Consider the following 19,968-nt stretch of genomic DNA (forward strand, 5'->3'; position numbering starts at 1 on the left):
TCATGTCGATTAGCGTCCGCAATTGGTAAGACCAATATTAAAAGCTTTGGAAGTCGATCTCAAGCGTCTGAAGGATGAGCTTTGGCGTTTGTAATGTTTGTTGGTAGTGCATTTAAACTAAAGTATAGCGCTTTTAATCGTTATCACTGTTTGACACGCTTAGGGTGGCTCACTACTGTTAATGCTAATTTTTTGTAAATTGGTAAAACCAATTTTCCACTTTGGAGCGTCAGTGTTTAGCGCATCCATCGCATAGGGCTCCTCATGATCATTTCAGCATCTACGGATTACCGCCAAGCCGCCAAGCGTCGTATACCTCCCTTTCTTTTTCATTATGCCGACGGTGGATCCTACGCGGAGCATACGCTGCGCCATAATGTTCAGGATCTTGCCAGCATCGCATTGCGCCAACGTGTGCTGAAGGATATGTCGTCGCTGTCACTTGAAACCGAGCTGTTTGGTGAAAAGCTTGCCATGCCGATTGCCCTGGCGCCGGTGGGGCTGGCGGGTATGTACGCCAGGCGCGGGGAAGTGCAGGCGGCGCGGGCAGCGGCTAATAAAGGTATACCGTTTACGCTGTCGACGGTATCGGTATGCCCTATTGATGAGGTGGCTTCGGCAATTGATCGGCCCATCTGGTTTCAGCTCTATGTGCTGAAAGACCGGGGTTTTATGAAGCATGTGCTGGAGAAGGCCAAGGCTGCTGGCGTCAAGACGCTGATTTTTACCGTTGATATGCCTGTTCCTGGTGCGCGTTATCGCGATGCTCATTCTGGTATGAGCGGAAAGAGCGGGCCAGTGAGGCGCATGCTTCAGGCCGCAACACATCCTTTATGGGCTTGGGACGTGGGTATCCATGGTCGTCCTCATGATTTGGGTAACGTGTCTGATTATCGCGGTAAACCAACGGAGCTTGAGGACTATATTGCCTGGCTGGGTGATAACTTTGATCCGTCCATCTCCTGGAAGGATTTGGAGTGGATTAGAGAGCAATGGGATGGCCCTATGATCATTAAGGGCATACTTGACCCCGAGGATGCCCGTGATGCGGTTCGCTTCGGTGCGGATGGTATTGTTGTTTCCAACCATGGTGGCCGCCAGCTCGATGGTGTTCCCTCTACTGCACGTGCGTTGCCTGCTATCGCCGATGCGGTAAAGGGTGACTTGGCCATTTTGGCCGATTCCGGCGTGCGCAGCGGGCTCGACGTGGTGCGGATGATCGCCATGGGGGCTGACACCGTATTGATTGGGCGAGCTTTCATCTATGCGCTTGCCACTGCTGGAGAGGCCGGGGTGACTCATCTGCTTGAGCTATTCGAAAAAGAGATGCGGGTTGCAATGACGCTCACCGGAGCGCATAGCATTGCTGATCTTGGTACGGACTCGCTGGTTCCAGATTCGATCCGCCACCTTGGATAAGAGTACTGATTCTTTTAATTTTAAAAACCCCTTGCCAACCCGTCAGTGAAACCGTAAAGTACGCATCCGCTGCCGGGGACGCTAAGCGTTTCCAGCGGTGAATGAAGGTGAAAACCTTTGGTTTGTCAACGAGTTAGCGGTTTTGAGAGTCGCATATTGACAACCGCCAGGAAATGCGTAGAATACGCCTTCCTCGCTGCGGCAAGCCAGTTCAACGGTTAGCCAGTCAAGTACAGCGAAACAGCTCTTTAACAATTTGATCAGGTAATTCATGTGGGCGCTTGCTGGCGTTGGTGACAAATCACCAAATATCAAGGCAAGCGACTCAAGCAATAAGGTTTTAAAGGATTCGTCCTTTGGGATCTGTTTTGAATGAATTCGTTTGAACCTTGAGCCAAGTTTGGTTCGCTTCTGTCACTTTCGAGTGGCGGGTAAGAACCGCATAGATCTTAAACTGAAGAGTTTGATCATGGCTCAGATTGAACGCTGGCGGCAGGCCTAACACATGCAAGTCGAGCGGTAACAGGGGTAGCTTGCTACCCGCTGACGAGCGGCGGACGGGTGAGTAATGCATAGGAATCTGCCCGATAGTGGGGGATAACCTGGGGAAACCCAGGCTAATACCGCATACGTCCTACGGGAGAAAGGGGGCTTTGGCTCCCGCTATTGGATGAGCCTATGTCGGATTAGCTAGTTGGTAAGGTAATGGCTTACCAAGGCAACGATCCGTAGCTGGTCTGAGAGGATGATCAGCCACATCGGGACTGAGACACGGCCCGAACTCCTACGGGAGGCAGCAGTGGGGAATATTGGACAATGGGGGCAACCCTGATCCAGCCATGCCGCGTGTGTGAAGAAGGCCCTCGGGTTGTAAAGCACTTTCAGCGAGGAAGAACGCCTATCGGTTAATACCCGGTAGGAAAGACATCACTCGCAGAAGAAGCACCGGCTAACTCCGTGCCAGCAGCCGCGGTAATACGGAGGGTGCAAGCGTTAATCGGAATTACTGGGCGTAAAGCGCGCGTAGGTGGCTTGATAAGCCGGTTGTGAAAGCCCCGGGCTCAACCTGGGAACGGCATCCGGAACTGTCAGGCTAGAGTGCAGGAGAGGAAGGTAGAATTCCCGGTGTAGCGGTGAAATGCGTAGAGATCGGGAGGAATACCAGTGGCGAAGGCGGCCTTCTGGACTGACACTGACACTGAGGTGCGAAAGCGTGGGTAGCAAACAGGATTAGATACCCTGGTAGTCCACGCCGTAAACGATGTCGACCAGCCGTTGGGTGCCTAGAGCACTTTGTGGCGAAGTTAACGCGATAAGTCGACCGCCTGGGGAGTACGGCCGCAAGGTTAAAACTCAAATGAATTGACGGGGGCCCGCACAAGCGGTGGAGCATGTGGTTTAATTCGATGCAACGCGAAGAACCTTACCTACCCTTGACATCTACAGAAGCCGGAAGAGATTCTGGTGTGCCTTCGGGAACTGTAAGACAGGTGCTGCATGGCTGTCGTCAGCTCGTGTTGTGAAATGTTGGGTTAAGTCCCGTAACGAGCGCAACCCTTGTCCTTATTTGCCAGCACGTAATGGTGGGAACTCTAAGGAGACTGCCGGTGACAAACCGGAGGAAGGTGGGGACGACGTCAAGTCATCATGGCCCTTACGGGTAGGGCTACACACGTGCTACAATGGCCGGTACAAAGGGCTGCGAGCTCGCGAGAGTCAGCGAATCCCTTAAAGCCGGTCTCAGTCCGGATCGGAGTCTGCAACTCGACTCCGTGAAGTCGGAATCGCTAGTAATCGTGAATCAGAATGTCACGGTGAATACGTTCCCGGGCCTTGTACACACCGCCCGTCACACCATGGGAGTGGACTGCACCAGAAGTGGTTAGCCTAACGCAAGAGGGCGATCACCACGGTGTGGTTCATGACTGGGGTGAAGTCGTAACAAGGTAGCCGTAGGGGAACCTGCGGCTGGATCACCTCCTTAAACGATGCGTCACAGTCGGTAAGCGTCCACAATGAATTACCTGATCAAAGATAGAGCAAACGGTAGTTAATTTAGTTGCTACAGGTTCTCAAGATCTGTAATGGCTGAATAGCCGGGTCTGTAGCTCAGTTGGTTAGAGCGCACCCCTGATAAGGGTGAGGTCGGCAGTTCAAGTCTGCCCAGACCCACCAAATTTGCGTGATACGTCGTTGCTTCACTACTCGCATAGCAGGCTATGCGTCGCACTGAAGCGCCTAGTCTCACACAAATTATATTTTATTCAGCACTGCGTTATTTTATGACTCGCATAGTCAGGCTATGCTTCGCCATAAAATGCCTTGTTCTGAATAAAATTTCCCGGAAAAGTTATGTATTAATGGGGCCATAGCTCAGCTGGGAGAGCGCCTGCCTTGCACGCAGGAGGTCAGCGGTTCGATCCCGCTTGGCTCCACCATTTAGTACTACTTTTTAACTTAAATACCGTTTGTGAACGTTTCGTGACCATTGATAAGTCGCTGCGCTGTAGTCGCTATAAGTGTTGTTATAGCTACAGAATGCCGCTTTATCACTGTTCATTGAACAGTTGCTCTTTAACAATGTATATCATGCTGACAAGAACACTTCGCAAGAAGTGGTCTTAAATTGTGATACGCGTCAGCGTATCCGGCAAAATGAAACGTGATCATTGCGAGTCCAGACTCCTTCGGGTTATAGGGTCAAGCAATGAAGCGCACACGGTGGATGCCTAGGCAGCCAGAGGCGATGAAAGACGTGGTAGCCTGCGATAAGGTTCGGTGAGGTGGCAACAACCTGTGACCCGGACATCTCTGAATGGGGAAACCCACTCATCATAAGATGAGTATCGTGCACTGAATACATAGGTGTACGAGGCGAACCAGGGGAACTGAAACATCTAAGTACCCTGAGGAAAAGAAATCAACCGAGATTCCCCTAGTAGCGGCGAGCGAACGGGGACCAGCCCTTAAGCATGTGACTGATTAGGCGAACAGATTGGGAAGTCTGGCCGTAGCGGGTGATAGCCCCGTAGTCGAAAATCTGATCATGTGAAATCGAGTAGGTCGGGGCACGAGAAACCTTGACTGAAGACGGGGGGACCATCCTCCAAGGCTAAATACTCCTGGCTGACCGATAGTGAACCAGTACCGTGAGGGAAAGGCGAAAAGAACCCCGGAGAGGGGAGTGAAATAGATCCTGAAACCGTGTGCGTACAAGCAGTAGGAGCAGACTTGTTCTGTGACTGCGTACCTTTTGTATAATGGGTCAGCGACTTATATTCAGTGGCGAGGTTAACCGTATAGGGGAGCCGTAGGGAAACCGAGTCTTAACTGGGCGACACAGTCGCTGGATATAGACCCGAAACCGAGCGATCTATCCATGAGCAGGGTGAAGATTGAGTAACATCAATTGGAGGCCCGAACCAGGATCTGTTGAAAAAGATTTGGATGACTTGTGGATCGGAGTGAAAGGCTAATCAAGCTCGGAGATAGCTGGTTCTCCTCGAAAGCTATTTAGGTAGCGCCTCACGTAGTACCGCCGGGGGTAGAGCACTGTTTCGGCTAGGGGGTCATCCCGACTTACCAACCCGAGGCAAACTCCGAATACCGGTGAGTAACGCGTGGGAGACACACGGCGGGTGCTAACGTCCGTCGTGAAAAGGGAAACAACCCAGACCGTCAGCTAAGGTCCCGAAATCCTGGTTAAGTGGGAAACGATGTGGGAAGGCTCAGACAGCTAGGAGGTTGGCTTAGAAGCAGCCATCCTTTAAAGAAAGCGTAATAGCTCACTAGTCGAGTCGGCCTGCGCGGAAGATGTAACGGGGCTAAACCAGGTACCGAAGCTACGGGTTCATCCTTGGGATGAGCGGTAGAGGAGCGTCGTGTACGCCAATGAAGGTGGATTGAGAAGTCTGCTGGAGGTATCACGAGTGCGAATGCTGACATGAGTAACGATAAAGGGAGTGAAAAACTCCCTCGCCGGAAGACCAAGGGTTTCTGTTCGACGCTAATCGGAGCAGAGTGAGTCGGCCCCTAAGGCGAGGCCGAAAGGCGTAGTCGATGGGAAACGGGTCAATATTCCCGTACCGGACATGGTTGCGATGGGGGGACGAAGAAGGCTAGGTGAGCCAGGCGTTGGTTGTCCTGGTGAAAGTGAGTAGGCTGAGGGTTTAGGTAAATCCGGACCCTTTCAAGGCCGAGACACGAGATGAACTGACCACGGTCAGGAAGTCACTGATGCCACGCTTCCAGGAAAAGCCTCTAAGCTTCAGATCATGTGCGACCGTACCCCAAACCGACACAGGTGGTCAGGGTGAGAATCCCAAGGCGCTTGAGAGAACTCGGGTGAAGGAACTAGGCAAAATGGTGCCGTAACTTCGGGAGAAGGCACGCCGGCGTAGGGTGAAGAGACTTGCTCTCCTAGCCCGAACCGGTCGAAGATACCAGGTGGCTGCAACTGTTTATTAAAAACACAGCACTCTGCTAACGCGCAAGCGGACGTATAGGGTGTGACGCCTGCCCGGTGCCGGAAGGTTAAATGATGGTGTTAGCCGCAAGGCGAAGCTCTTGATTGAAGCCCCGGTAAACGGCGGCCGTAACTATAACGGTCCTAAGGTAGCGAAATTCCTTGTCGGGTAAGTTCCGACCTGCACGAATGGCGTAATGATGGCCACGCTGTCTCCACCCGAGACTCAGTGAAATTGAAATCGCCGTGAAGATGCGGTGTACCCGCGGCTAGACGGAAAGACCCCGTGAACCTTTACTATAGCTTCACACTGGACGCTGATGTTGCCTGTGTAGGATAGCTGGGAGGCTTTGAAACTCGGACGCCAGTTCGGGTGGAGCCAACCTTGAAATACCAGCCTGGCATCATTGGCGTTCTCACTCAGGTCCGTTATCCGGATCGAGGACAGTGTGTGGTGGGTAGTTTGACTGGGGCGGTCTCCTCCTAAAGAGTAACGGAGGAGCACGAAGGTACCCTCAGCACGGTCGGACATCGTGCATTGAGTGCAAGAGCATAAGGGTGCTTGACTGCGAGACAGACACGTCGAGCAGGTGCGAAAGCAGGTTCTAGTGATCCGGTGGTTCTGTATGGAAGGGCCATCGCTCAACGGATAAAAGGTACTCCGGGGATAACAGGCTGATACCGCCCAAGAGTTCACATCGACGGCGGTGTTTGGCACCTCGATGTCGGCTCATCACATCCTGGGGCTGAAGTCGGTCCCAAGGGTATGGCTGTTCGCCATTTAAAGTGGTACGCGAGCTGGGTTTAGAACGTCGTGAGACAGTTCGGTCCCTATCTGCCGTGGGCGTTGGATGTTTGAGAAGGGCTGCTCCTAGTACGAGAGGACCGGAGTGGACGACCCTCTGGTGTTCCGGTTGTCACGCCAGTGGCATTGCCGGGTAGCTATGGTCGGACGGGATAACCGCTGAAAGCATCTAAGCGGGAAGCCCCCTTCAAGATGAGACATCCCTGAGGCCTAGAGCCTCCTGAAGGGCCCAGCGAGACCAGCTGGTTGATAGGCACGGTGTGGAAGCGCTGCAAGGCGTTGAGCTAACGTGTACTAATGGCCCGTGAGGCTTGACCCTATAACACCCAAGGGGTCTGGTCGTGATGATGACGCAACATTCAAAGCCGGATACGCAGCGTGTGGCCCAAGCGACATAACGCCAGGGCGACAGGCAATGAGACGATCACAAGATAGCAAAAACGCTAGTCAGCATGATGTACATTAACAGTTACGCCTGACGACCATAGCACGCGTGAACCACCTGATCCCTTGCCGAACTCAGAAGTGAAACCGCTTAGCGCCGATGGTAGTGTGGGGTCTCCCCATGCGAGAGTAGGTCATCGTCAGGCACTTATTACGAAAAATCCCCCAGGGCTGATGCCTTGGGGGATTTTTTTTTGCGTGTTGGGTGAGGCGTAAGGGGTAAATCGTGAGTAGAAAATGATACACCTCACACCTCACACCTCACACCTCAACGCGATTTCCAGGTATTTTATTCCAGATATAACAATAGCTTGTGCATTCGGCATGGTATTGTTGCCAAGCAGCATCTAGTATTATGCTGCACGTACCCAGAAGTAAAATCTCAGGAGGAGAAACGGTATGACGACGCAAGTAGCCAAGAAGTTAGCAATCGCCCTATTTATGGCCTTGATGGCAGGCGGATTGATCGCTTGTGATGATCAAGGGCCGGCTGAAGAAGCGGGTGAAAACATTGATGATGCTACAGAAGATGCCGGGGAGAGCATGGAAGAGCTCGGCGAAGATATGGAAGAGGCGGCCGAGAACTAGGCCGAGCATTTGCTTGATGAGTTAACCGAAGCAGTCGCTAAAAGCGGCTGCTTTATTGTTTGTATCGCGTCTATTATGGTTAGCCTATATAACGATAAAAAATGAGGTGGCAGCGTGCTACTACAACGCGATAAAAGTTTGCTGTTAATGGTCGATTTCCAAGCGGGGTTACTGCCTGTGATCGATGGTGGTCAAGAAGCCGTTAACGAGGCGGCTTGGCTAGGCGAAATGGCGTGCTTGCTTGAGGTACCTGTATGGCTAACTGAGCAGTCTCCAGAAAAGCTGGGCGGCACCTCAATGCCACTACTTGCTTGCCTGAATGACTATCAGCTCTGGCAAAAACAGCATTTTGGCGCCATGGCGGAAGCTGCGTTTGGTGAAGCGCTAAACGCAACGGGAAAAACGCAGATCGTACTGTGTGGAACAGAAGCGCATATCTGCGTACTGCAAACGGGTCTGGGGCTATTAGCGGCAGGCTATGAGCTGTATTGGCTGTGTGACGCATCTGCCAGCCGCCGCCCGCAAGAGGCTGCGTTTGCCCGTGAGCGCGCTTGCGCAAGCGGTGCTGTGGCGGTGACGGCAGACATGGTGGCTTATGAGTGGCTACACCGCTGTGACACTGCGCTATTTAAAGAGGCACATCAGCGGTTTTTAAAGCCACGTTCGGCTCGCCCCGTACGTTTCTTCTAGCTGTTCGCCTCGCTCTAGCGATCACTCTCCTTGCGAGCGAAAACGAAGGTATCCCCCTCGGATGCCGAGGCATCGAAACGATAGCCTGCTACATCGAATGCCTTGAGTTGCTCTGGGTCGTTGACCTGTTGCTGAATCAACCAGGCGCTCATCAGCCCGCGGGCCTTTTTGGCGTAGAAGCTGATGATTTTAAAGGTGCCGTTTTTCTCATCCTTAAACACCGGCGTAATGACTCTGGCATTGAGTTGCTGGATATCTACCGCTTTGAAGTACTCATTAGAAGCGAGGTTCACCAGCACGTCAGAGCCGCTTTCAGCAATGGCCTCATTGAGCGCAGGCGTTAGTATAGGCTTCCAGTAGGCATACAAATCCTTACCGGCACTGTTGGACAGCTTGGTGCCCATCTCTAGCCGATAGGGCTGAATCAAATCCAGAGGCCGTAGCAGGCCATATAAGCCAGAGAGTATGCGCAGGTGGGATTGCGCGTAACGGTTCTCTGTTTCGCTGAAGCTTTCCGCTTGCAGGCCGGTATAAACGTCGCCCTGAAACGCCTGCGCAGCAGGTTTGGCATTGCTCAGCGTGAAAGGGGGGCGCCACTCCTCAAAGCGCGCTGCATTCAGCCCCGCCAGTTTATCGCTGATGCCCATAAGTTCACTGATTTGCTGGGGCGAGTAGTCGCGCAAAATAGTGATCAGCGCTTGGCTGTGTTTTAGAAAGTCAGGTTGTGTCACCTGCTCTGTGGTCGGTGGGGTTTCAAAATCTAGCGTTTTAGCGGGAGAGATAACGCTCAGCATCGCATGCTCCTAGGGCCATCATAAGTGAACGTAGTATACCAAGCCTCGGCCAAGGCCGAGGCTATAGCTTCGATAGTTCTGGCAGAGCCGCTTACTGCCTATAGGCGGAGCTCAGCAGCCGCTTAAGGGCAGGGATTCGGCATGCGGCGGTGAATATCTTCGATTGCCTCTAGCACTTCGTTATCCAGTTTGAGGCTCTCGCTGGCAAGATTGCTTTCCAGCTGCTCCATTGTGGTGGCACCAATGATATTGCTGGTTAAAAAGCTGCGTGAATTAACAAACGCCAGCGCCATTTGTGCAGGGTCTAGCTCGTGCTTTTCAGCAAGCGCAACGTAAGCCTGGGTGGCCGCCTCGGCTTCGGGCGAGGTGTAACGCTTGAAGCGCTCATACAGCGTCAAACGACCTTTGGGTGGCTGCGCGCCATTCAGATATTTACCAGAGAGTACCCCAAACCCTAGCGGTGAATAGGCAAGTAGGCCGACATCTTCACGGTGGGCAATTTCCGCCAAGCCGACTTCAAAAGAGCGGTTAAGCAGGTTATAAGGATTTTGAATAGACGCCACGCGCGGTAAATCCAGCTTATCGGCAAGCTGCAATGAGCGCATCACACCCCAGGGGGTGTCATTAGAGAGCCCTATAGCCCGCACCTTGCCGGCATCAACCAGCTCTTTCAGCGCATCAAGCGTCTCTTCTAGCGGCGTCGCGTCTTCGTCTTCGCTATGCACGTAGCCCAGCTTGCCAAAGAAGTTGGTTTGCCGGTCTGGCCAGTGCAGTTGGTAAAGGTCAACGTAATCGGTATTCAAACGCTCTAGACTGGTGTCAATGGCCTGATGAATATGTTCACGGGTTAAGCGCGGCCCACCCCGTATATGGTCAAGCCCTGGGCCTGCGGCTTTGGTGGCTATGATGAGATCGTCTCGGGCGCCGCGCTGCTTAAGCCAACTGCCGATATAGCGTTCCGTCAGGCCCTGGGTCTCGGCCATGGGCGGGACGGGGTACATTTCTGCGGTATCAATAAAGTTGATGCCAAAAGCCACTGCCCGGTCGAGCTGTTCGTGGGCTTCGGCTTCGCTATTTTGCTCGCCAAACGTCATCGTGCCTAAGCAGAGTCGACTTACCTCCATGCCGGTTCTGCCAAGTGGGCGCGTTTGCATTTTTCTCTCCTTGCTAAGGCGAAATTGCCACAAGATAAGCTGCCATAACCAGGATGGTTTACGGCCTGTGAAGGGCATGTTAGCGAGGCTCTGGGAAAGCAGCAAATTAATGGGGTTGAGTCGTCGCAAAGGCAGGCGTATGCTTGCCAGCCCATCGACCGGCTAAAGGCCGGTTTCTCGTGTGGTTGGCAGCTATTTCATGACTGCTGGCCCAAGGTTCCAACAGACAGGCAGGGTGGTTTGCCATGCTGCAGGCATCAACGTTATTTACTCGGCTAGAATTTCGCCTAGCTGAACGGCTGTTCCATAATCACTGGTTGTTGCCGCGTTCGCCGCGCACCCAGCGTTTAACGATGCGCTTATTCAAGCGCTGTGCAGAGGCGGGTCACCCTGACGCGCTCTCTGTTTATGGCCATATGTTGTTTCATCGCAGTCAGACGCCCCAGGACAAAGCGCGCGGTGCGCGGTACGTTCTGGAAGCGGCGCATGCCGGGGATGTAAAGTCACAGTACCAGGTGGCACAAATCCACGAGCACGGCTGTGCTCAATACCCGCGCCGCGAAGACTACGCGGTCACGTGGTACGCCCGTGCCGCTCAGTCGGGGCACTATCTAGCGGCGGAGCGACTTGCCCGTGCTTATCGCCTGGGTGAGTTAGGCTTGGCGGTGGACGGCGAACGAGCGGCTTACTGGCAGCGACAGGCGGAACAGCAGACACTAAATAACGTGGCCGCCGCATGAAGCGTTACCGCGTTTTGATTGAGTGAGGAAGGTTGTGTCCGAGACGCTACCCACAGTACTAGATATTGAAGCGTCCGGATTTGGGCGTGGCAGCTACCCGATTGAAGTCGGCATCGCACGTGCCGACGGAAGCTGCTGTGCTTTTCTCATTCAACCGCTGGAAGAGTGGACGCACTGGGATCCCAAGGCCGAACTGCTGCATGGTATCTCCCGTGATCGCCTCATTCAGGAGGGCTACCCGGTACGCCAGGTCGCCCACTGGCTGAACGATGAGCTACGCGAGCTGGGTAAGGCGTACAGCGATAGTTGGGGTTACGACAACACCTGGCTGTCGCTGCTCTTTCATCACGCAGGCATGCTGCCGCGTTTTCGCCTTGAGGCGTTAAGGATTTTGCTTAGCGAAGATCAGCAGGCAGTTTGGAGCGATACCAAAGAAGCGCTGATCGCCGAACAGGGGATTCACCGCCATCGGGCAGGTGAAGATGCCCGCTTGCTGCAGCTTACCTATCAGCATACCCGCAAGCTCACCGAGCACCCGGGACGCTAGTGACGCTTCCCAAAGCGCTACAACAGAGCTTCTAGCGCATCAAGCAACTCATTTGGTGACGGTGCGTCGAGTAGCATTTCGCGGGTGGGAGACGCCAAAAAGCCATGGCTGACCGTGCTGTCTAAAAAAGTCAGTAGCGGCGAGTAGAATTCGTCGATGTTCAGCAACCCCATGGGTTTTTCATGCAGGCCTAGATAGCCCCACGTCCATATTTCAAACAGCTCTTCCAAGGTGCCGATCCCGCCGGGCAGCGCAATAAAAGCGTCGGCGTTGGCCGCCATGGTGGCTTTGCGTTCGTGCATATTGCGCACCCGAATCAGCTCGCTTAAGCCAAAGTGCGCCTGTTCGCGCTCCACCAGGTGGTCGGGCATAACACCAATGACTTCACCACCGGCCTCAAGTGCTGCGTTAGCCAGCTCACCCATCAGACCAACCCGCGCCCCGCCATAAACCAGCTTGTGACCGCGTTCAGCGAGCGTGCGTCCCAGTTTATTAGTCGCCTGACGGAACGCCGGGCTGTTACCTTCACGGGAACCAAGATAAACGCAAATTCGAGCCATTCGTTTATTTCCTGTCGTTAAAAATGAACGTAACTAAAACGTAGCCAAAAAGAAAACGAGATTACTACGAGGCTTAGGGTAAAAGGGGCTTAGGGTAAACAGCGGTCTACCTGATAGTGTTCATCCATCCACTGTCCAATCGCATTGTCACCGCAAAGGTGGTGGGCGTACTGGGTATGCAGGCAGCGTATCTGGTGCCAGTTGCTAATGCCGCCAATCCCGCGTTTGGTCATCACGTCGGTATAACCCAATTTAGCAACTTCTTCACGCTGAGCATCGCTCATAGCGTCCCAGCGGGCGGTCACATAGTCGCGATGGCTCTGTTGGTAAGCCTCAAGAAATTCAGGCTCTTCCTGCAGGCGTTGTTCGAGCGCTTTAATAACCCCAACGGCTTCGATGCGGGAAATCTCAACTTTCAGCACATCGGAACAGAGCCAATACAGGGTGGGGAAGGGTTTGCCGTCGACAATCGGCGCCATACGCAGTACTAGCGGTGTGCCTTCACCGTCGGTGGCGGCTACCGCTTCGATACCACGCGGCGCGCGGCCAAGCTGCTGGGCAATAATGGCGAGCTGACGTTCGTCAGGCGCTTGGTTGGTGCGTATCACCATCGGGTTGGTCTCTCACGAACGGTCGTCTTGAACAAATTTAGTCGAGCGGCCAACGGCACGGAAAAAGCAGCGATTGAGCTGTTCAGGGGACGCGACATAGCACCACGTCCGCTCACAGTATTCGGCGGCTCGTGCCATTAGCACGTCATAAAGGCGGTTGAAGGGGGCATCATAATCGTAGGGGTCGGCACCAAACAAGCGGATATGCGGATAGTCGGCAAAGCGTTCAACAAAATAGTTTTCCAGATCGGCCTCTACGGCACGGTGCTGGGCGACGTTGTCAGGGTCTATCCAGAGGTTGTAGCGGATTGCCATTATAAGGCTCCTGGTTGCCCCGGTAGTGCGGGGCAGCGTCAATCAGGCGGGCTCAGGCGCGTCTTGGAGGTGCGACGTTAGCGCCTCGCGCAGGTCACCCTCAATAGGCATGGCGCACTTGGCCTGGTGGTCATACTGCACCATAACGGTATGCCCCAGGTTAGTGAGCTTGCCATGCTGCCGCGCCTCTTGGGTCACCGTAAACGAGCTATTGCCTAATCGCGTTAAGTAAGTACGTATTTCGATATCGTGACCGTAAAACAGTTCAGCCCGGTAGTCGACTTCCATACGCGCCATAATCAAGCGCCACTGCTTGGGGTTTAAGTCAGGGGTAAAGAGTTTGAACAGGTCATTGCGGGCAAGCTCAAACCAAGCAGGCAAGCGTGTGTTGTTAATGTGCCCTAACGCATCGGTATCGTAAAACGCGGGCTCAATGGTACGGGTAAACATGGCATGTCCTTGTAGTTATGAACAGGGGTATGAAAGAAGCAGCTATTGGCATAACGAAGCTCTTCAGAATTAACCCAAGCAAGCGCTTGGTCAAGTACCCGTTACACTAAACGCAGCCCTTGCTGGTCGCGCCAGGCGGCTTCAAGCGCTTCTTCCAGGGGGACTTTTAAGTGCCCTGGGAGCGCGTCATGAGCGTCTTGCAGTGAATCAAAGGAGCGATTACGTAGCCAGCAGTAGGCCCAGGCGCAGGCCTCGGCATCGCTATAGGGGGTCGGGCGAGCGGGCATTTGATTAAGCAAAAACACCGCGGTACGGGGTGCCCATAGCGGCATCTCGCCAAGCTCATCGTGACTCCACTGTTCAAGAATCGCGCCACTGGGCGTGGCATCGGGCGTGCCTAATTTCGCTACCCGTGCTGTTTCAGCCAAAATAAGCGCTAGCTGGTCTGTATCCGCTTGACCTAGCGAGCGCCATTGCCGCAGCAGCGCAGATAGCCCTGCGCGCATCTTGGTATAAAAGTCATCTTGCGGCATGCTTGGCACAACCCCTATTCAATGAGTGAGATTTTTCATGGCCTATGATTTTGCCACGCCTGTAGAGCGACGCCACCCAGAAGGTGGCTGGGTATCGCAAAAGTGGCACCGTTACGGCGACGATGTGTTACCCCTTTGGGTCGCCGATATGGATTTTCGCTCCCCGCCAGCGGTGATCGATGCGCTGCAGGCTAGGGTGGCTCATGGTGTATACGGCTATGGCGAAGTGCCTGCTACGTTAACAGAAACCCTGTGTGAGTGGAGTGCCCACCACTATGATTGGCCGATTCAGTCGGCGTGGCAGCAGTGGCTACCGGGCGTCGTGCCGGCCTTGCACATCGCCGCATTAGCGCTAACCGAGCCGGGCGACGGCGTATTAACGGTGGCACCGATCTACCCGCCATTTTTAGACGTGGCAAAGCGCACCGGGCGGCTGCCCCAACAGGCGATGATGGCTGCGCCTTCGACGGCTAATGCGCCATGGCAGCTCGATATTGCCGCCCTGGAAGCAGCGATTACGCCGCGTACCCGCTTACTGCTGTGGTGTCAGCCCCACAACCCGACGGGCCGTGTATGGCGCCATGAGGAGCTTGCTGCATTGGCTGAGCTGGTCGAGCGCCACGATCTTTGGGTGGTCTCCGATGAGCTGCACTGCGATCTGCTGTTAGACGAAGGCGCCCAGCACCGCCCGTTAGCCGCGGCATTTCCTGCACTGGCGAAGCGCACTATTACCCTCTGGGCGCCGTCGAAAACGTTCAACCTAGCCGGGCTGACCAGTGCCTGTGCGGTGATTCCCGATCCTGCACTGCGTGAGCGTTTTGCGGCAGCAACCAAAGGGCTACTGCCCGATGGCAATGTGCTTGGCTTGGTCGCCGCAGAGGCGGCTTATCGCCATGGCGAGCCTTGGCGTCAGGCGCTGTTAAGCGTGTTGCGAGAGCATCGCACAACGCTGCAGGCGCGGTTAGCGAGTTGGCCGGGTGTTAGTTGGAGTGCGCCGGAGTCGACCTATCTAGCATGGCTGGATATGCGCGAGGCAGGGCTAGGCGACGCGCCGCATAAGACGCTGCTGAAAGAGGCGGGAGTAGCGCTTTCGGACGGGGCTGCCTTTGGTTGCCCCGGCTTTGTGCGGCTTAACTTTGGTACCACCGCTTCCCAGCTGGAAGCGGCGCTGTCTCGTATGGATTCCCTGCTGAAGCGGGATTGAAAGCCTTCGGAAGACCCTAGTACAGCATCGCAAAGAGTTTGCGGCGGTAAGCAACGGTAAGCGGGTGGTCGGCGCCGAGGGCATCGAACACCTGCAGCAGCGTTTTACGCGCCGCGTCGTCGTTATAGGCGCGATCCTGCTTCATCAGCGCCAGCAGTGCTTCCAGTCCTGCATCGTAATGACCGTCGGCCACTTGACGCAGGGCGCGCTGATACTGCGCTTCGCTATCGGTGCGATCCCCGAGGGCGGCAATCTCTTCGGCTGAGAGTGCCTGCTCGCTAAACTCAATGCTGGCGCGTACGCCACGCGCAGGTGCCGCGTCGCGCTCTTCCGGGGGCAGGTTGTCGAGTACTTCACGGGCCTCACTGCCGCGCCCTTCGGCCACCAATACCCGTGCGAAGGCTACTTGGTAGGCATAGTGCTCTGGGTACTGGCCCATTAGGGTTTGATAAATCTCGCCGGCAGCGGCAGTGTCTCCGGCTTTAAGCGCTTCTTCCGCCTGCTCTTCAGGGGTGGGGGGTGCTTCGCCGGGTGCGGGGAAGTAGCGGTTCAGCCACTCGCGGACGTCTTTCTCCGGCAGAGCGCCCTGAAAACCATCGACTAAGCCGCCTTGGCTAATCAGCTTCACATCGGGCACCGAGCGTACGCCCAGCTGGCCAGCTATTTCCGGGTTCGCTTCAATATCGAGTTTACCGAGCAGAAAGGCACCCGCGTACTCAACCACCAGTTTGTCCAGCACCGCGAGGAGGGTGCTACTGCCAGCGTTGGATGGCGAGTAGCAGCCCATCAGTACCGGTACCTGCATAGAGGCTTCCAGCACCTGCTGAATATTGCCTGCATTAAGCTCGATAATAACGTCTTCAGGGCGCACCGCTGCCTGGTTAGCGTCAGGCGCGGGGGCGTCGGCATTTCCTGTATCCGCAGTTAGCGGTTTACCTGAGCGGGGATCAATAATCTGCATGGGTAGGCTCGATATCAAAAAATGAACAATAGTTCCCCATGATATGCAGGCATGCCCAGGAGGATTCAAGGAAAGGAAGGGAAATAAAACCCAGGGCGCGATGATACGCGCCCTGGTAGCACTATTTTTCTGGCCTTGTTGCTGGTATTGCTTAAGGAATGATGCGTTCAGCGCGGAGGCGGGTGAACAAGTCGAAAAACGCCGCGCGGGTTTCGCGGAAGTGGTCAAAGCCGAAATCGCGTGATTTGGTCACGTCGTTGACGCACTCAAGTTCGCGCCCCAGGTCGGCATCGGTGTGCCACCAAGAGGCCAACTTGGAAACGTCAGGTTCAATCAGGTCGTGTTGCTCGGCAATCTCAGCCCAGGTTGGCGCAATGTCGGCCATTTGCGTTTCAAGCGGCTGCGGCGTTTCCGGGCAGTCTGGCACCTCAAGGCCGAAAAACTCACCCATTTCATTCCACAGCCGACGCCAGCGGAAAATATCGCCATTGACGGTGTTAAAGGCTTCGTTATGCGCGCCGGGCGATGCTGCCGCCCACTCCATCTGCCGCGCCAGCACCAGCGAATCGGTTAGGTCGGTTAAAGCGTTCCACTGGGTCTGCGAGCCTGGGAAGATGAACGGCTTGCCCGTTGCCTTGCAGATAGAGGCATAAACCGCCAGCGTTACGCCCATGTTCATGGCATTACCACGGGCATAGCCGATCACGGTGTGCGGACGGTGCACGTTCCAGCTAAAGCCGTCGCGCTCCGCCGCTGCGAACATGATGTCTTCGAGGGTGTAGTAGAAGTTCTCACCCGGTACGCGGGGTGCTGATTCACGAAACGGCGTCTCGGTCTTGCCACTACCGTAGTTCTCGAAGGCGCCCAGGTACTGCTTGGTGCCGGTGACCAACGAGACATGCACCACGCTTGCACCCTGCAAAGCGTCGAGCAGGTTGTGCATCATCGCGCCGTTAGCCTCAACATTGGCCTTCTCGTTGTCACGGCGTACCCAGGTGCAGTAGAAAACGTTCGTAATGGGTAAGCCCGCGAGCGCCTTAGCCGTCGCTTCGCGATCAAGCAGATCGGCGGTGACGGGAATGACACCCTCTTGTTGAGAGGGGCGACGTGATAAACCGTAAACGGTCCAACCGCTAGCGGCGAGATAGCTGGCCAGATTGCCGCCGGTGATGCCGGTAGCGCCTACTACAAGTGCTGTGCCTTTGCGCATCGTTAATTCCTTATGCAAACAAGAGATTCGGAACGGGCAAAAAACGTTGTGCTCGTGCCCGATGAAAAGCAGTTTGGTCTTTGATGATCATTGCTACAATTGGAAAAATCGCAAATCTTTATTGCATCAGGAGCAAGTCGATGGATCTCAATGCGCTACGTATTTTTGAGCGCGTGGCCGCGACAGGAAGCTTTACCGCCACCGCACGTCATTTTCATCGCGCCGTGTCGTCGGTCTCGCGTCAGATCGCCGCGTTAGAAGAGGCGCTAGGACAGCAGCTTTTCTATCGCCACACCCGTGCCGTGACGCTGACCGAAGCGGGCTGGCGCTATTATCAGGAGGTTCGCGAGATTCTTGAGCGGCTCGACCTGGCGACTGAAGCGCTGATGGCACCCAATACCGAGCCCAGCGGTGTGCTGCGCCTTAACGCTCCAGTGGCCTTCGGCCAGCGGCAGATCGTGCCGATTCTGCACCATTTTCAGCGCCGCTACCCGGCGATCAAAGCCGAGCTGATGCTCACCGATCAATTGACCGACCCGGTGCGTGAGGGCATCGATATCACCTTTCGCGTCGGAGCATTGGCGGATTCCACCTTGGTGGCGCGCCGCCTAGCGCCAATGAACTATGTGGTGGCCGCGGCGCCCGCCTATTTGCAACGTTGTGGTACGCCCACCCGCCCGGATGATCTGAGCCAGCATGACTGCCTACTCTACCAGGGCGAAATGGGCCGCCAGCGCTGGTATTTCAATACTGCCGACCAGTCACAAGCCTGCACTTATAAAGTCGACGGCAGCCTCTACAGTAACGATGCCGAGAGCCTGGTACGAGCAGCACTAATGGGGCAGGGGCTAGTGATGTTCCCCACCTGGCTGATCGCTGACGAATTGGCATCCGGCGCACTGGTGCCGATACTCGAAGCGTGGGAGTGCGAAGTTATGCCGGGCAGGCGCGATATCCACGTGCTCTATGCTCAGCGTCGTCTGCACACCCGCAAGGTGAGTGTATTTCTGGATCATCTGTTTGAGATGGTGGGAACTGCGCCGAGCTGGGATCGCTGGCGTGAGCAGGAGGGGACAGAGTTAAGTGACGAGCGTTCAGACACAAAAAAGCCGCTACCTTTCGGTAACGGCTTTTTCTATATTTGGTAGCGGGGACCGGATTTGAACCGATGACCTTCGGGTTATGAGCCGGATTGATTTGATTTCCTTAGCATTGCTTTATTTGTTGTTATTTGTCCAAAGTAGCTGTTATGCAAGGATTTTCGTCGGTTTTTGAAATGCTATTTAGGTAATTTAAGGTCAATTCCGCACGCTAAAGAGTGTCACAAAATAAAATATAAAATTTACAGCATAAATGACCGTTAGGCTGCTGCTGAGGTCGGCAGCGGGTTAGCCGGACTCTGATACCGGCGAGACTGGCATCATAAGTTTTGTCAGAACGGATTGTTTGGTATGCCAGTTCCCGTGAGATGGCGCTGGGAGGATGTTCCAATTGTCGGGCGATGGTTCGGATTTAGTAGTGAACCCGCATCTGCATGATGGCGGCTCGGTCTTCAGTAGAGAGGTCGCAATAGCAGTGAGTCGTGGCAAAACCATACCGGAGGGTCAGATATTGCATTTGGCCAACCCAGGTGCGAATAGTCAACGGCATCTTATTGGTGATACGGCTACAGTGGAAGCAGCTTGAAGCATTCAATTGATGAGTTTATTATATCTGAACTGATATAAATTTATGGCAGTCAAGGAGCCAGCGTGGCGCGCAAGAAACCTGTTGCATTCGTTGGAGACTCGAAGGATCGGCTGCGCGACTTCTCTCTGGACGCCAAGCGAGAAGCGGGGTTTCAGATAGACAAGATTCAGGCTGGAGACCAGCCGGACGATTTCCGCCCAATGCCAAGCGTTGGCCCTGGTGTCATGGAAATCCGCATTCGGGAACACAACGGGGCCTTTCGGGTCTTCTACGTGGCCAACCGGGGCGACGCGGTATTTGTGCTCCACTGCTTCCAGAAGAAAACCCAGCAGACCGCCAAAAAAGACATCGACTTGGGCAAGCAGCGATACAAGGAGCTGCCCTGAGCCCAACCGCCAAGCGAGGTTAGAAAATGGCCATCGAGTATTACGACAGTGTGTGGGACGCCATCGAGGACACTCCTGAAGAGGCGCTAAACATGCGGCTGCGCTCCGAACTCATGGCGAGGATTGCTGGCCGTGTAAGGGAGTGGGATATTACTCAGAAACAGGCTGCACATCGTCTGGGAATCACCCAACCACGCCTCAACGACTTGCTGAACGGTCGTATTAATAAGTTCAGTCTCGATTCTTTGGTCAACCTGACGGGGCCAGCTAACTTCCATCTCGAACTGGAGATTGAAGACGAGAAGGAAGTAGCCGCCTGAGAGTGACCAGATAAACTGGGTTCAGCTAGACAAGTGAAGAAATTCCTGGCCTCAGTTCACTTGATGAGCTTTTAGCGACTGAC

The 19,968-nt window shown here is 54.7% G+C and carries 18 protein-coding genes, 2 tRNA genes and 3 rRNA genes; 14 read left to right on the plus strand and 9 right to left on the minus strand.

Going from position 1 to position 19,968, the window contains the following annotated elements; genetic code table 11:
- Positions 1–264: 264 nt before the first annotated feature.
- From lldD to U738_RS00165, 8 genes are all read left to right on the plus strand, one after another.
- Positions 265–1,419: an FMN-dependent L-lactate dehydrogenase LldD gene (gene lldD / locus U738_RS00130; protein ID WP_035576444.1), complete on the plus strand. Its 1,155-nt coding sequence runs from the start codon at positions 265–267 to the stop codon at positions 1,417–1,419.
- A 451-nt stretch (positions 1,420–1,870) separates the two neighbouring features.
- A 16S ribosomal RNA gene (locus tag U738_RS00135) occupies positions 1,871–3,403 on the plus strand.
- 114 nt (positions 3,404–3,517) lie between these two features.
- Positions 3,518–3,594: transfer RNA gene (locus U738_RS00140), tRNA-Ile, on the plus strand.
- Between the two features lie 187 nt (positions 3,595–3,781).
- A tRNA-Ala gene (locus tag U738_RS00145) sits at positions 3,782–3,857 on the plus strand.
- 260 nt (positions 3,858–4,117) lie between these two features.
- Positions 4,118–7,008 (plus strand): 23S ribosomal RNA (locus U738_RS00150).
- Positions 7,009–7,163: 155 nt separating this feature from the next.
- Positions 7,164–7,279 (plus strand): 5S ribosomal RNA (gene rrf / locus U738_RS00155).
- The 16S, 23S and 5S rRNA genes sit together here with 2 tRNA genes alongside, the layout of an rRNA operon.
- A gap of 253 nt (positions 7,280–7,532) precedes the next feature.
- Positions 7,533–7,721 (plus strand): hypothetical protein, encoded by a 189-nt coding sequence (locus tag U738_RS00160; protein ID WP_035576445.1) that lies wholly within the window; start codon positions 7,533–7,535, stop codon positions 7,719–7,721.
- Positions 7,722–7,835: 114 nt separating this feature from the next.
- The gene (locus U738_RS00165) at positions 7,836–8,411 is read left to right on the plus strand and encodes an isochorismatase family protein (protein ID WP_035576446.1); all 576 of its coding nucleotides are present in this window, start codon (positions 7,836–7,838) and stop codon (positions 8,409–8,411) included.
- 14 nt (positions 8,412–8,425) lie between these two features.
- Here U738_RS00165 and yaaA read toward each other — a convergent pair whose 3' ends face one another.
- Positions 8,426–9,205 (minus strand): peroxide stress protein YaaA, encoded by a 780-nt coding sequence (yaaA, locus tag U738_RS00170; RefSeq protein WP_035576447.1) that lies wholly within the window; start codon positions 9,203–9,205, stop codon positions 8,426–8,428.
- A 122-nt stretch (positions 9,206–9,327) separates the two neighbouring features.
- A complete protein-coding gene (locus tag U738_RS00175; RefSeq protein WP_035576448.1) occupies positions 9,328–10,359 on the minus strand; it encodes an NADP(H)-dependent aldo-keto reductase in 1,032 nt (343 codons plus the stop codon).
- Positions 10,360–10,604: 245 nt separating this feature from the next.
- Between U738_RS00175 and U738_RS00180 the strand changes: the two genes are divergently transcribed.
- Both U738_RS00180 and U738_RS00185 read left to right on the plus strand, forming a co-directional pair.
- Complete coding sequence (locus U738_RS00180) at positions 10,605–11,099, plus strand: tetratricopeptide repeat protein (RefSeq protein WP_035576449.1); 495 nt, start codon at positions 10,605–10,607, stop codon at positions 11,097–11,099.
- 34 nt (positions 11,100–11,133) lie between these two features.
- Positions 11,134–11,646 (plus strand): hypothetical protein, encoded by a 513-nt coding sequence (locus tag U738_RS00185; RefSeq protein ID WP_035576450.1) that lies wholly within the window; start codon positions 11,134–11,136, stop codon positions 11,644–11,646.
- 17 nt (positions 11,647–11,663) lie between these two features.
- Here the strand turns inward: U738_RS00185 and U738_RS00190 are convergent, their stop codons facing one another.
- The 5 genes from U738_RS00190 to U738_RS00210 all read right to left on the minus strand — a co-directional run bounded on the left by U738_RS00190 (position 11,664) and on the right by U738_RS00210 (position 14,115).
- Positions 11,664–12,206, minus strand: a complete 543-nt coding sequence (locus U738_RS00190; RefSeq protein ID WP_035576451.1) for a TIGR00730 family Rossman fold protein — start codon at positions 12,204–12,206, stop codon at positions 11,664–11,666.
- A gap of 89 nt (positions 12,207–12,295) precedes the next feature.
- The gene (locus U738_RS00195) at positions 12,296–12,817 is read right to left on the minus strand and encodes a DUF501 domain-containing protein (RefSeq protein WP_035576452.1); all 522 of its coding nucleotides are present in this window, start codon (positions 12,815–12,817) and stop codon (positions 12,296–12,298) included.
- Between the two features lie 12 nt (positions 12,818–12,829).
- Positions 12,830–13,132, minus strand: a complete 303-nt coding sequence (locus U738_RS00200) for a hypothetical protein (RefSeq protein WP_035576453.1) — start codon at positions 13,130–13,132, stop codon at positions 12,830–12,832.
- Positions 13,133–13,174: 42 nt separating this feature from the next.
- Positions 13,175–13,582 (minus strand): acyl-CoA thioesterase, encoded by a 408-nt coding sequence (locus U738_RS00205; RefSeq protein ID WP_035576454.1) that lies wholly within the window; start codon positions 13,580–13,582, stop codon positions 13,175–13,177.
- 101 nt (positions 13,583–13,683) lie between these two features.
- Positions 13,684–14,115 (minus strand): hypothetical protein, encoded by a 432-nt coding sequence (locus U738_RS00210; protein WP_035576455.1) that lies wholly within the window; start codon positions 14,113–14,115, stop codon positions 13,684–13,686.
- A 37-nt stretch (positions 14,116–14,152) separates the two neighbouring features.
- Between U738_RS00210 and U738_RS00215 the strand changes: the two genes are divergently transcribed.
- Positions 14,153–15,319, plus strand: coding sequence for a MalY/PatB family protein (locus tag U738_RS00215; RefSeq protein WP_035576456.1), 1,167 nt, complete (start codon positions 14,153–14,155; stop codon positions 15,317–15,319).
- Positions 15,320–15,335: 16 nt separating this feature from the next.
- Here U738_RS00215 and U738_RS00220 read toward each other — a convergent pair whose 3' ends face one another.
- Positions 15,336–16,280, minus strand: coding sequence for a co-chaperone YbbN (locus tag U738_RS00220; RefSeq protein WP_035576457.1), 945 nt, complete (start codon positions 16,278–16,280; stop codon positions 15,336–15,338).
- A gap of 151 nt (positions 16,281–16,431) precedes the next feature.
- Entirely contained in the window at positions 16,432–17,490 is a 1,059-nt protein-coding gene (locus U738_RS00225; RefSeq protein ID WP_035576458.1) for an SDR family oxidoreductase, read from the minus strand.
- A gap of 140 nt (positions 17,491–17,630) precedes the next feature.
- On the opposite strand from U738_RS00225, the gene U738_RS00230 reads away from it, so the two are divergent.
- The 3 genes from U738_RS00230 (at position 17,631) to U738_RS00240 (ending at position 19,885) form a co-directional block, all read left to right on the plus strand.
- The gene (locus U738_RS00230; protein WP_050714220.1) at positions 17,631–18,638 is read left to right on the plus strand and encodes a LysR family transcriptional regulator; all 1,008 of its coding nucleotides are present in this window, start codon (positions 17,631–17,633) and stop codon (positions 18,636–18,638) included.
- A 603-nt stretch (positions 18,639–19,241) separates the two neighbouring features.
- Positions 19,242–19,565 carry a type II toxin-antitoxin system RelE/ParE family toxin gene (locus U738_RS00235; protein WP_035576459.1) on the plus strand — a complete coding sequence of 108 codons (324 nt, stop codon included), beginning with the start codon at positions 19,242–19,244 and terminating at the stop codon, positions 19,563–19,565.
- Between the two features lie 26 nt (positions 19,566–19,591).
- Entirely contained in the window at positions 19,592–19,885 is a 294-nt protein-coding gene (locus U738_RS00240) for a helix-turn-helix domain-containing protein (protein WP_035576460.1), read from the plus strand.
- Positions 19,886–19,968: the final 83 nt, after the last annotated feature.

Origin of the sequence: Halomonas sp. TG39a (assembly GCF_000744395.1) — a bacterium.
GTDB classification, from domain to species: domain Bacteria; phylum Pseudomonadota; class Gammaproteobacteria; order Pseudomonadales; family Halomonadaceae; genus Vreelandella; species Vreelandella ventosae_B.